Source organism: Mycobacterium marinum (genome assembly GCF_003391395.1).
In the GTDB taxonomy this organism is placed as follows: Bacteria; Actinomycetota; Actinomycetes; order Mycobacteriales; family Mycobacteriaceae; genus Mycobacterium; species Mycobacterium marinum.
This window is the reverse complement of the sequence record NZ_CP024190.1, coordinates 3,458,812-3,472,141: the sequence shown is the minus strand read 5'-3', so window position 1 is coordinate 3,472,141 and position 13,330 is coordinate 3,458,812. Positions and strand designations below refer to the sequence as shown.

The following is a 13,330-nucleotide window of genomic DNA, read 5'->3' as shown; positions in this document are numbered from 1 at the left end:
GGCAGGCGTGAGTCGTCGTCCTCGCCCTCAACCATGCCGCTGGTGCGGCCGTGACGTCACCGACGCGGGTATGGGCCGTCGTCGTCAGTACTGCCGGCAGTCATGCCGGCAGCGGGCCTACGAGCAACGGGCCATGATGACCCGGGGCGATGCGGGGGCCGCATTGGCGCTGCCGGCCGATGCCGTGGTGTTGTCGGCGGACGAGGCGGCCGACCTGTCGGATCGCGTTTACCAGGTGCGATGCGCAGCCGAGGACGTCGCCACCGCGCTTGACGAGGGAGCCGGCGTCGACGAGCTGCGTGAGTTGTGCGACGAGCTGCTGCGGGCCGCCAGGGCCGCCGACGGCTGGCGCCGAGTGGGTGTCTGACCGTTTGGCCTCGGCGCGCCGGGTAAAGTCGCGCCATGGACGGCGGGCCTGGTGTACGCAGGGGTATACGGGACCACAGTGCAACGGAAATCCAGCCCACGGGTTATCCGGCCGCATTGGCGCCCGCCCGTTTCGCAAATAGCTGGGAGTATTGGACGTTTTGAAATCTTGCCGGAGTTGGCGATACTCACCAGCGACATTCTTCGGTCGGAACGCAGCACGACGGTGGTCGAAAATGCAGCGACATCGCTTCGTGCAGCAACTTCCGTGATCCGGCGAAGGCCGGCGGTCGACGACCAATTGCTAGATGAGGGTTAGGCGAGGTCAGTAATGGTTGATCAACTTCAGCATGCGACCGAAGCGTTGCGCAAAGCGCTGGTCCAGGTTGAGCGCCTCAAGCGCACCAATCGTGCGCTGCTGGAGCGGTCGAGTGAGCCGATCGCGATCGTCGGAATGTCATGCCGTTTCCCGGGCGGGGTGGATTCCCCCGAAGGCCTGTGGCAGATGGTGGCCGAGGGCCGCGACGTGATGTCGGACTTTCCCACCGACCGCGGGTGGGATCTGGCCGACCTATTCGACCCGGATCCGGACACGCCGCACAAGTCCTACGCGAGCACCGGCGGCTTCGTCGACGGCGTGGCCGACTTCGATCCCGGCTTTTTCGGTATCGCCCCCAGTGAGGCGCTGGCGATGGACCCGCAGCACCGGATGCTGCTGGAGCTGTCCTGGGAGGCACTGGAGCGCTCCGGCATCGATCCGACCGGCTTGCGCGGCAGCGCCACCGGTGTGTTCGCCGGACTGATCGTCCAGGGCTACGGCATGTTCGCCGAGGAGATCGAGGGCTACCGCCTGACGGGCATGACCTCCAGCGTGGCTTCGGGTCGGGTGGCTTATGTGCTGGGGTTGGAGGGCCCGGCGGTGTCGGTGGATACGGCGTGTTCGTCGTCGTTGGTGGCGTTGCATATGGCGGTGCAGTCGCTGCGGTCCGGTGAGTGTGATCTGGCGCTGGCCGGCGGTGCCACCGTCAATGCCACCCCGACGGTCTTCGTGGAGTTCAGTCGGCATCGCGGGCTGGCGCCGGACGGGCGCAGCAAAGCCTATGCGGGCGCGGCCGACGGGGTCGGCTGGTCCGAGGGTGGCGCCATATTGGTGGTGGAGCGGCTTTCGGATGCGCAGCGGTTGGGGCATCCGGTGTTGGCGTTGGTGCGTGGTTCGGCGGTGAATCAGGATGGGGCCTCCAATGGGTTGACGGCGCCCAATGGTCCGTCGCAGCAGCGGGTGGTGCGTGCGGCGTTGGCCAATGCGGGGTTGAGTGCGGCTGAGGTTGACGTGGTCGAGGGTCATGGGACTGGGACCACGTTGGGTGATCCGATTGAGGCGCAGGCGTTGTTGGCGACCTATGGGCAGGATCGTGGGTCGGCTGGGGCGGCTGGAAAAGCGTTGTGGTTGGGGTCGATCAAGTCGAATATGGGTCATACTCAGGCCGCGGCGGGGGTTGCGGGTGTGATCAAGATGGTGCAGGCGATGCGCCATGAGGTGTTGCCTGCGACGTTGCATGTGGATGTGCCGTCTCCGCATGTGGATTGGTCGGCGGGTGCGGTGGAGTTGTTGACCGAGGCGCAGCCGTGGCCGGCCGAGTCGGCGGGGGATCGGGTTCGGCGTGCGGGGGTGTCGTCGTTTGGGATCAGTGGCACTAATGCGCATGTGATTGTGGAGGCTGCTCCTCGGGTTGAGGTCGGTCGGTCCTCTGGTGGTGCGGTGCCGGTGGTGCCGTGGGTGGTGTCGGCGAAGTCGGGTTCGGCGTTGGGGGCGCAGGCGGCGCGGTTGGCGGCGCATGTGCGGTCTCACGATGAGCTTGATGTTGCTGATGTGGGGTGGTCGTTGGCGGGTCGGTCGACCTTTGAGCATCGTGCGGTGGTGCTTGGGGCTGATCGGGATGGGTTGCTGGCCGGGTTGGATGAGTTGGCCGGTGATGAGTTCGGTGGGGCTTCGGTGATTCGGGGTGTGGCTGGTGCCGCGGGTAAGACGGTGTTCGTCTTCCCCGGCCAAGGTTCCCAGTGGATCGGCATGGGTATCGAATTGCTCGACACCGCACCGGTATTCGCGCGCCACATCGAGTCATGCGGCCAGGCCTTCGCGGAGTTCGTCGACTGGTCGCTGCTCGACGTGCTCCGCGGCGCTGCGGGGGCGCCCGGGCTTGACCGGGTCGACGTCGTGCAGCCGGTGCTGTTTGCGGTGATGGTGTCGCTGGCCGAACTGTGGAAGTCGGTCGGGGTGCGCCCGGATGCCGTCATCGGGCACTCCCAGGGCGAGATCGCTGCCGCATACGTGGCCGGTGCGCTGTCGTTGCGCGATGCCGCCAAGGTGGTCACCCTGCGCAGCAAGCTGCTTGTCGGACTGGCCGGACCGGGCGGCATGGTGTCGGTGGCCTGTGGCGAGCAACAGGCGCGGGAGTTGTTGGAGCCCTTTGGCAATCGGGTCAGCATCGCCGCCATCAACGGCCCCTCGGCCGTAGTGGTCTCCGGCGAGGTGGCAGCGCTCGAGGAACTGATCCCGCAGTGCGCGGACCGGGAGCTGCGCACCCGTCGCATCGACGTGGACTATGCGTCGCACTCGGTCGAGGTGGAGGCGATCGAAGGCCAGCTGACCGAAGTTCTGGCCGGGATCGAGCCGCTTTCGTCGCGGACCGCGTTCTTCTCGTCGGTGACCGGAAGTCGCTTGGACACAGCAGAATTGGATGCCGAGTACTGGTATCGCAACATCCGGCAGACGGTGCAGTTCGACCAGGCCGTGCGCAGCGCGTGCGGCCACGGATACCGCACCTTCATCGAATCCAGCCCGCACCCCGCGCTGATCGCCGGTATCGAGGACACCTACCGCAACTGCGCGGCCGATTCCGGTGCCGACCCCATCGTCGTGCCCACCTTGGGTCGGGAAGACGGTGGGCTGCAGCGATTCCTGGCGTCGGCCGCCGCGGCCTTCGTGGCCGGCGTGAATGTGGACTGGCGCGGCCCGCTCGACGGTGCCGGCCTGGTCGAGCTTCCCACGTATGCGTTTGAGAAGCGGCGCTTTTGGCTCTCCGGAGAGGGCGTCAGCGTCGACGCATCCGGACTGGGGTTGAGCGCTGGCGGGCATGCGCTGTTGGGCGCTGTCGTGGAGCTTCCGGAATCGGGCGGTGTCGTGTTGACCGGCCGCCTGGCGCTCGGCGCGCACGGCTGGCTGGCCGATCACGCGGTATCGGGGGTAGTGGTGTTTCCCGGCACCGGGTTTGTCGAGCTGGCAATCCGGGCCGGCGACGAAGTCGGCTGCTCGGTGGTCAACGAGCTCACACTGCGCACGCCGCTGGTACTCCCGGCATCGGGTTCGGTTGCGGTACAGGTGGTCGTCGGTGCCGCCGCCGATTCGGCGGAGCGCAGCGTGTCGATCTACTCCCGCACCGACACCGACGCCGGCTCGGTGTGGGTCTGCCACGCCGAGGCAACCCTGGGCGCCGACTCCGCCCAGCCCGCGGCCGACCTGTCGGCCTGGCCCCCCGCCGGAGCCATCGCGGTCGACGTGGCAGACGGGTACGAGCGGCTGGATGCACGTGGGTACGGGTATGGGCCCGCGTTCCGTGGACTGACTGCGATGTGGGCGCGTGGCGAGGAGCTGTTCGCCGAAGTCCGGTTGCCCGAGGCGGCCGGATCTACCAGCGGTTTCGGCGTGCACCCGGCGCTGCTGGATGCCGCGCTGCACACCGCGGTGATCGCCAATCCCGACGCGGAGCTGGTGTTGCCGTTCTCCTGGCAGGGCGTGTCTCTGCACGCGGCGGGGGCCGCGGCGGTGCGGGTACGGATCGCGCCGGTTGGTCCCTCGTCGGTCTCGGTGGAACTCGCCGACGATCTTGGTCTGCCGGTGCTTTCGGTCAAGGCGATGGTGGCCCGCCCGGTAACCGAGCAGCAGATGCGCGCCGTGGTGTCCGCATCCGGTCCAGACCGGCTGTTCGAGGTGGTCTGGACGCCTATGACGGTTGCCGCCACCGATGCGGCACCCGCCTATGAACTCTTTGAATCCGTTGCAGCTGAAGGCGATCCGCTCAGCGGGACCTATCAGCGCACCCATCAGGCGCTGGCGGCTGTGCAGTCGTGGCTGACCGAACATGATTCGGGTGTGCTGGTGGTGGCCACCCGGGGCGCCATGGCGCTGGCCGGCGAGGACGTCACCGATCTGGCCGGCGCGGCGGTATGGGGATTGGTGCGCTCGGCGCAGACCGAGAACCCAGGCCGGCTGGTCCTGGTTGATTCCGACGCTGCGGTCGACGCTGCGGCGGTAGCGACGGCCCTGGCGGTCGGCGAACCACAAGTAGTGCTGCGCAACGGGCAGCCCTACACGGCGCGGGTGCACGCCAGCCGCGCCGCAGACGGCATCCTGGTGCCGCCTGCCGACGGGCCGTGGCGGTTGGGGCTGAGCAGCGCGGGCACCTTCGAGAATCTGCAGCTGGAGCCGGTTCCGGGCGCCGGCGCGCCGCTGGGCCCGGGCCAGGTGCGGGTGGCCATGCGCGCCATCGCCGCCAACTTCCGCGACATCATGATCACGCTGGGCATGTTCACCCACGACGCCTTGATCGGCGGCGAAGGTGCCGGCGTTGTCGTCGAAATCGGGCCGGACGTAACCGAATTCGCGGTCGGCGATGCGGTATACGGATTCTTCCCGGACGGCAGCGGCACGTTGGTGGCCGGCGACGTCAGGCTATTGCTACCCAAGCCCGCCGACTGGTCCTACGCCGAAGCGGCCGCAATCTCAGCCGTTTTCACCACCGCTTACTACGCGTTCGTGCACCTGGCCAATGTCCAGCCAGGTCAACGGGTACTGGTCCACGCCGCGACCGGCGGGGTGGGCATGGCCGCCGTGCAGTTGGCCCGGCACCTGGGTCTGGAGGTGTACGCCACCGCCAGCAAGGGCAAATGGGACATCTTGCGGGCCATGGGCTTTGACGAAGACCACATCTCGGATTCGCGCAGCCTGGAATTCGAGGAGAAATTCCGCGAGGTCACCGGCGGCCGTGGCGTCGATGTAGTGCTGGACTCGCTGGCCGGCGAATTCGTGGATGCTTCGCTGCGCCTGCTGGGCCCTGGCGGGGTGTTCCTGGAGATGGGCAAGACCGACATCCGCGACCCCGGCGTCATCGCCCAGGAATATCCGGGCGTGCGCTATCGCGCATTCGACCTGTTCGAACCCGGTCGCCCGCGCATGCACCAGTACATGCTCGACCTGGCCGGGCTGTTCGACGCCGGAGTGCTGCGGCCACTGCCGGTCACGGCCTTCGACGTGCGGCGCGCCCCGGCGGCGTTGCGCTACCTGAGCCAGGCCCGCCACATCGGCAAGGTCGTGATGACCATGCCTGCCGACCAAGGTGGTGCGCTGGGTGGCGGAACGGTATTGATCACCGGTGGAACCGGCATGGCGGGTTCGGCGCTCGCGCGGCACCTGGTGGCCCACCACGGCGTGGCCCATCTGGTGCTCATCAGCCGGCGGGGCCCCGCCGCACCGGGGGCCACCGAGCTGGTAGCCGAGTTGAGCGCTGCCGGAGCACAGGTCGAGGTGGTGGCCTGTGACGCGGCCGACCGTCCGGCGCTGGCCAAGGTGATCGCCGAGATTCCCGCGCAGCGGCCGCTGTCCGCCGTGGTCCACGCCGGTGGTGTGCTTGATGACGCGGTGATTTCTTCGCTGACCCCCGAACGTGTCGACACGGTGCTGCGAGCCAAAGTCGATGCCGCGTGGAACCTGCACGAGTTGACTCGTGATCTGGATCTTTCTGCGTTCGTGATGTTTTCATCAATGGCCGGCGTGGTCGGATCTTCGGGCCAGGCCAACTATGCGGCGGCCAACACGTTCGTCGACGGCCTGGCCGCACACCGACGGGCGCACGGCTTGCCGGCCATTTCGCTGGGCTGGGGCCTGTGGGATCAGGCCAGCGACATGACCGGTGGAATGGATGCCGCCGACCGGGCCCGGCTGGGTCGTGAGGGTGTCTTGGCGCTGTCCTCCGATGAGGCAATGGAACTGTTCGACACCGCCCTCATCGTCAACCAGGCGTTCCTGGCTCCGGCCCGGATAGATCTGGCCGCACTGCGCGCTCACGCGGTGGCGGTACCGCCGATGTTCAGTGATCTGGTCAGCGCTCCGACCCGGCGTCAGGTCGACGACGCATTGGCCGCGGCGAAATCGAAATCCGCGCTGGCACATCGCCTGCACGGACTACCGGAGCCCGAGCAGCACGCCGTGGTACTGGACTTGGTGCGGTCGCACATCGCCACCGTGCTGGGCACCATCACGCCCGAGGCCATCGACCCGGACAAGGCGTTCCAGGAGCTGGGCTTTGACTCGCTGACCGCCGTCGAAATGCGTAACCGGATCAAAACGGTTACCGGACTATCGCTTTCGCCGACGTTGATCTTCGACTACCCAACCCCCAACGGTTTGGCCAACTACATTCGTGCCGAACTCGCTGGTGCCCCGCAAGAGGTCAAGCACACCCCGGCCGTACGCGTCACCGGTGACGATCCGATCGCGATCGTCGGCATGTCATGCCGCTACCCCGGTGGCATCGAGTCGCCGGACGACCTGTGGGACATGCTGATGGCCCGTCGCGACGTGCTGTCTGACTTCCCGGCCGACCGAGGCTGGGATCTGGCCGGCCTGTTCAACCCGGATCCTGACGTGCCCGGCGCTTGCTACACCCGCACCGGCGGTTTCGTAGACCGAGTCGGTGATTTCGATCCCGCCTTCTTCGGTGTTGGGCCCAGTGAGGCGCTGGCGATGGACCCGCAACAGCGGATGTTCCTGGAGCTGTCCTGGGAGGCACTGGAGCGCGCCGGGATTGAGCCGGGCGGTTTGCGTGGCAGCGCCACCGGTGTGTTCGCCGGGGTGATGACGCAGGGCTACGGCATGTTCGCTGCCGAACCCGTCGAAGGCTTCCGTCTGACCGGGCAGCTCTCCAGCGTGGCTTCGGGTCGGGTGGCTTATGTGCTGGGGTTGGAGGGCCCGGCGGTGTCGGTGGATACGGCGTGTTCGTCGTCGTTGGTGGCGTTGCATATGGCGGTGCAGTCGCTGCGGTCCGGTGAGTGTGATCTGGCGCTGGCCGGCGGCGTCACCATCAATGCCACCCCAGACATCTTCGTTGAATTCAGTCGTTGGCGTGGATTGTCAGCGGATGGACGCTGCAAAGCCTTCGCGGGCGCGGCCGACGGCACCGGGTTCTCCGAGGGCGGCGGCATGTTGGTGGTGGAGCGGCTTTCGGATGCGCAGCGGTTGGGGCATCCGGTGTTGGCGTTGGTGCGTGGTTCGGCGGTGAATCAGGATGGGGCCTCCAATGGGTTGACGGCTCCCAATGGTCCGTCGCAGCAGCGGGTGGTGCGTGCGGCGTTGGCCAATGCGGGGTTGAGTGCGGCTGAGGTTGACGTGGTCGAGGGTCATGGGACTGGGACCACGTTGGGTGATCCGATTGAGGCGCAGGCGTTGTTGGCGACCTATGGGCAGGATCGTGGGTCGGCTGGGGCGGCTGGAAAAGCGTTGTGGTTGGGGTCGATCAAGTCGAATATGGGTCATACTCAGGCCGCGGCGGGGGTTGCGGGTGTGATCAAGATGGTGCAGGCGATGCGCCATGAGGTGTTGCCTGCGACGTTGCATGTGGATGTGCCGTCTCCGCATGTGGATTGGTCGGCGGGTGCGGTGGAGTTGTTGACCGAGGCGCAGCCGTGGCCGGCCGAGTCGGCGGGGGATCGGGTTCGGCGTGCGGGGGTGTCGTCGTTTGGGATCAGTGGCACTAATGCGCATGTGATTGTGGAGGCTGCTCCTCGGGTTGAGGTCGGTCGGTCCTCTGGTGGTGCGGTGCCGGTGGTGCCGTGGGTGGTGTCGGCGAAGTCGGGTTCGGCGTTGGGGGCGCAGGCGGCGCGGTTGGCGGCGCATGTGCGGTCTCACGATGAGCTTGATGTTGCTGATGTGGGGTGGTCGTTGGCGGGTCGGTCGACCTTTGAGCATCGTGCGGTGGTGCTTGGGGCTGATCGGGATGGGTTGCTGGCCGGGTTGGATGAGTTGGCCGGTGATGAGTTCGGTGGGGCTTCGGTGATTCGGGGTGTGGCTGGTGCCGCGGGTAAGACGGTGTTCGTCTTCCCCGGCCAAGGCTCCCAGCTGCTGGGAATGGGCATGGGCCTGCACGCCGGATACCCGGTCTTCGCCGAGGCGTTCAACACCGTTGTCGGAGAGCTGGACCGCCATCTGTTGCGCCCACTGCGTGAGGTCATCTGGGGCCACGACGAAAATCTGCTCAACACAACGGAGTTCGCCCAGCCGGCGCTGTTCGCCATGGAAGTCGCGTTGTACCGGCTGCTGGAGTCCTGGGGTGTGCGACCCGATTTCGTGATGGGGCACTCGGTCGGTGAATTGTCGGCCGCCCACGTCGCCGGTGTCTTGTCGCTGGAGAATGCGGCGGTGCTGGTGGCCGCGCGCGGCCGGCTCATGCAGGCGCTGCCCGACGGTGGCGCGATGATTGCCGTGCAGGCAACCGAAGAGGAAGTTCTGCCCCTACTCGGTGCCCAGGTCAGCATCGCGGCCATCAACGGACCGGCGTCGGTGGTGATCTCGGGCGCCCAGGACGCGGTGAGCGCCGTGGCCGAGCAGCTTCGCGCCGACGGCCGCAGGGTGCACCGGCTAGCCGTCTCGCATGCCTTCCACTCGCCGCTGATGGATCCGATGATCGACGAATTCGCAACGGTGGCCGGTGAACTCACGGTCGGTGCGCCCACCATCGGGATCATTTCCAACCTGACCGGGCAGCTGGCCGGAGAGGACTTCGGCTCGGCGGCCTACTGGAAGCGTCACGTCCGGGATGCGGTGCGGTTCGCCGACAGCATCCGCTTCGCGCAGTCAGCCGGTGCCGCCCGATTCCTGGAAGTTGGCCCCAGCAGCGGTCTTACCGCATCGATCGAAGAGGTGCTCTCCGATGCTGCGGTGACCAACCCGGTGGCCACGGCCTCCGCGCTGCGCAAGGATCGACCGGAGCCGGTGAGCCTGGTGAGCGCCGTGGCAGGGGTATTCGTCGCCGGCACCGCCGTGGACTGGCGAGCCGTGGTGGGGCAGTCCAACTTTGTGGAGTTGCCGACCTATGCCTTCGAGCGGCGACGGTTCTGGCTCTCGGGGGATGCAGTTGCCGCCGACGCGGCCGGCTTGGGGCTGCAGGCCGGCGAACACGCACTGCTGGGCGCGGTGGTGGAGCTCCCCGCATCGGGCGGCGTGGTGCTCACCGGCCGCTTGTCGCTTGCGGCGCAGGGCTGGCTGGCCGACCACGCCGTCGGCGGTGTGGTGATCTTCCCGGGTGCCGGCTTCGTCGAGCTGGCCATTCGCGCCGGCGACGAGGTGGGCTGTCGAGTGGTCGACGAACTGACGCTGGCCGCACCGCTGGTACTGCCGTCCGGGGGCTCGGTCGCGGTACAGGTGGTAGTCGGTAGCCCCGATGACTCCGGTGCCCGCGCGGTGTCGGTGTACTCGCGTGGCGACGCCGGCTCGGACTGGGTACTGCACGCCGAGGGCTCACTGGGTTCTGGTTCGCCGGAGCCGGCCACCGATCTGTCGACGTGGCCGCCGGTCGGCGCCGTCGAGGTGGAAAACGCCGACGGATACCAGCAGTTGGCCGAACGCGGGTACGGCTACGGCCCGGCGTTCCGTGGCCTGAATGCGATGTGGCGTCGCGGCGACGAAGTGTTCGCCGAGGTTGCCTTGCCCGCCGACGCCGGGGTATCGGTGTCCGGCTTCGGTATTCATCCGGTGATGCTGGACGCCGCGTTGCACGCGGTGATACTGGCTTCCGATGGCGCCGACGATTTCGGGGTCCCCGAGGGTTCGGTCCTGGTTCCGTTCGCCTGGCAGGGCGTGACGCTGCATGCCGCGGGAGCCTCGGCGGTTCGGGCGCGCATCGCGCCCGCGGGGCCATCCGCGGTCTCCATCGAATTGTCCGATGGGCTAGGACTACCGGTGCTCTCGGTTGCGTCGATGCTGGCAAGGCCAGTGACCGATCAGCAGCTGCGGGCTGCGGTATCAGGGGCCGGACCCGATCGCCTGTTCGGGGTGGATTGGACGGCGCAGCCCTCGGCCGAGTTGCAGCCTGTGCCGGTACGTATCTGGGGCGCAGCGGAGTCCGAAGGCGATGACGACCCCGGGGCCTCGGTGGTGTTCGAGTCCGTGCCTCAGGCCGGTGAGGTGGTGGCGGGTGTGTATGCGGCCACCGCCGCCGTGCTCGAGGTGCTGCGATCCTGGCTGTCCCGTGATGGGGCAGGGCAATTGGTCATCACCACGCGCGGCGCGATGGCGCTGCCGGACGAGGATGTCACCGATCTGGCAGGCTCGGCGGTATGGGGATTGGTGCGCTCGGCACAGACCGAGCACCCCGGTCGAATCGTGTTGGTCGACACCGATGCGGAACTTGACGAACATGCTGTAGCGGCGGTGTTGGCCGCCGGCGAGCCGCAGGTGCTGTGGCGCAACGGCGAGGTGTACACCGCGCGGGTACACGGCAGCCGCGCGGTTGCCGGCCTGCTGGTGCCACCGGGTGATGGCCCGTGGCGCTTGGGTATGAGCACCGCGGGCACGTTCGAAAACCTGCGCCTGGAACCGATTCCCGACGCCGACGCCGCGCTCCAACCGGGGCACGTTCGGGTCGCCTTGTCGGCGATGGCCGCAAACTTCCGCGACGTCATGATCGCGCTGGGTCTCTACCCCGACCCGGACGCGGCGATGGGCGTGGAAGGTGCCGGCGTTGTCGTCGAAACCGCCTCGACAGACGGGCGTTTCGCGGTGGGCGACCGGGTCGTGGGTCTGTTCCCGGAAGGCACCGGGACAATCGCCATTACCGACCACCGGCTGCTGGTCAAGATCCCCGCGGGTTGGTCTGACACCGCGGCCGCCACCACCTCGGTCGTGTTCGCCACCGCCTTCTACGCGCTGCGGGACTTGGCCTCGGTGCAGCCCGGACAGCGGATCCTGGTGCACGCGGCCACCGGTGGCGTCGGCATGGCGGCCGTGCAGCTGGCCCGGCACTGGGGTCTCGAGGTATTCGCCACGGCCAGCAAGGGCAAGTGGGACACGTTGCGGGCCATGGGCTTTGACGAGGACCACATCGGTGACTCACGCAGCCTGGAATTCGAGGACAAGTTCCGGGCGGCCACCGGCGGGCGCGGCATGGACGTGGTGCTCGACTCGTTGGCGGGCGAATTCGTCGACGCGTCGCTACGGCTGGTTGCCCCCGGCGGTGTCTTCTTGGAGATGGGCAAGACCGACATCCGCGAGGCCGCGGTGGTCGCCCAACAGCACACCGGTGTGCGGTACCGGGCCTTCGACCTCTTCGAGGCGGGGCCGGATCACATCGCGCAGATCCTCGCCGAGCTCGCCGCGCTGTTCAGCGAGGATGTGCTGCGGCCTCTTCCGGTGACGACATTTGACGTGCGGCGCGCGCCGGCGGCCTTGCGCTACCTGAGCCAGGCCCGCCATGTCGGCAAGGTCGTGTTGACCATGCCCGACGCGTGGGCGGCAGGCACGGTACTCATCACCGGTGGCACCGGGATGGCAGGCTCGGCGCTGGCCCGCCATGTGGTGGCTCACCACGGGGTGCGTCAGTTGGTCCTGGTCAGTCGGCGTGGTCCAGACGCTCCGGGGGCCGCGGAGCTGGCCGAGGAGTTGAGCGCCTTTGGCGCCCAAGTCCAGGTGGTCGCCTGTGACGCCGCCGACCGGGCGGCGCTGGCCAAGCTGATTGCCGATATTCCGGTGCAGCACCCGCTGTCCGCCGTGATTCACACCGCTGGGGCGCTGGATGACGCGGTGGTCACCTCGCTGACGCCCGAGCGCATGGAAACGGTGCTGCGGGCAAAGGTGGATGCGGCGTGGAACCTGCACGAGCTCACCCGCGACATGGATTTGTCCGCGTTTGTGATGTTTTCGTCGATGGCCGGCCTGGTGGGTTCGTCGGGCCAGGGCAACTACGCGGCCGCCAACTCGTTCCTGGATGGGCTGGCCGTACACCGGCAAGCGCACGGCCTGCCGGCGATTTCGCTGGGGTGGGGTCTGTGGGATCAGGCCAGCAACATGACCGGCGGATTGGCAGCGGTCGACTTGAAGCGGTTCGCCCGAGACGGCATCGTGGCCATGTCCTCCGATGAAGCGCTCGGATTGCTCGACACCGCAATGGTCCTCGGCGAACCATTCATGTTGCCCGCCCACATCGACTTTGCCGCATTGCGGGTGAAGTTCGACGGCGGGACCCTGCCGCCGATGTTCGTTGATCTGATCAACGCGCCCACTCGACGTCAGGTCGATGATTCACTGGCCGCGGCGAAGTCGAAATCGGCTCTGCTGCAACGCCTCGAAGGACTGCCCGAAGATGAGCAGCACGCCATCTTGCTGAACTTGGTGCGCTCTCACATCGCGACCGTGCTGGGCAACTCCAGCCCGGACGCGATCGACCCGGACCGTGCCTTCCAGGAACTTGGCTTCGATTCGCTGACCGCGGTCGAGATGCGCAACCGACTCAAGTCGGCGACGGGGCTGGCGCTTTCGCCCACGCTCATCTTCGACTACCCCAACTCCGCCGCGTTGGCCGGTTACATGCACCGGGAACTGGTCGGCTCGTCGCCGCAAAGCGACACCACGGCCGAGGCACCCGGGGAAGCCGAACTGCAGCGGGTGGTCGCCTCGATTCCGGTCAAGCGCCTGCGCCAAGCCGGGGTGCTGGAACTGTTGCTCGCGTTGGCAAATGAGACCGGCGGCAATGGGCAGGCCGCGGTGACCGCGGAGACCAGCGAGGAAGATCTAGCGGACATGGACCTCGACGCCTTGGTCAACGCGGCGTTCATGAACGACGACGAGTAGACATGAGCCGCACCCGCAGGGGTGCAGAGTAAAGCGATGAGGAGGAGCGGTGCTCACTAGCGAGGAAAC

At 67.5% G+C, this 13,330-nt stretch carries 2 protein-coding genes; both read left to right on the top strand.

Annotated features, from left to right (window positions below; translation table 11 throughout):
• Positions 1-7: 7 nt before the first annotated feature.
• Complete coding sequence (locus tag CCUG20998_RS14620) at positions 8-367, top strand: hypothetical protein (RefSeq protein WP_081651020.1); 360 nt, start codon at positions 8-10, stop codon at positions 365-367.
• A gap of 330 nt (positions 368-697) precedes the next feature.
• Positions 698-13,261 carry a type I polyketide synthase gene (locus CCUG20998_RS14615; protein WP_116269114.1) on the top strand — a complete coding sequence of 4,188 codons (12,564 nt, stop codon included), beginning with the start codon at positions 698-700 and terminating at the stop codon, positions 13,259-13,261.
• Positions 13,262-13,330: the final 69 nt, after the last annotated feature.

What these genes read in the sequence shown, in the direction of transcription:
- CCUG20998_RS14615 (WP_116269114.1), top strand. Translation starts at nt 698, where the DNA reads ATGGTTGATCAACTTCAGCATGCGACCGAAGCGTTGCGCAAAGCGCTG.